Here is a 231-nt window from a genome sequence, read left to right as displayed (position 1 = left end):
GGGGTGGAGAGCGAATGGCATCGTCGGTGACAATGCCCACAGCGTTGCGGAACAAATGGGCATCGCCACCGCCGAACGGCGTGTCGCACCGGATGCCAAGCGCTTCATCCACCGGCAAGCGTTCGTACATGCATGCCAAGACCCACCGCCGGCGGTTATTTGGACCTTCGGCACCAACTTGACGCCGAGTTTCCCACCGCTCCCGCTGAGCCACCCAGTCTTCCAACTGAC

The 231-nt window shown here is 62.3% G+C and carries 1 pseudogene; it reads right to left on the bottom strand.

Annotated elements, in window-relative coordinates:
• A pseudogene (locus ACTFO6_RS20095) lies at positions 1–226 on the bottom strand (carbonic anhydrase); the annotation flags it as partial.
• Positions 227–231 lie beyond the last annotated feature (5 nt).

It is taken from the genome of Pelomicrobium sp. G1, assembly GCF_051905455.1.
In the GTDB taxonomy this organism is placed as follows: Bacteria; Pseudomonadota; Gammaproteobacteria; order Burkholderiales; family UBA6910; genus Pelomicrobium.
This window is presented reverse-complemented; position numbering and strand designations above follow the sequence as displayed.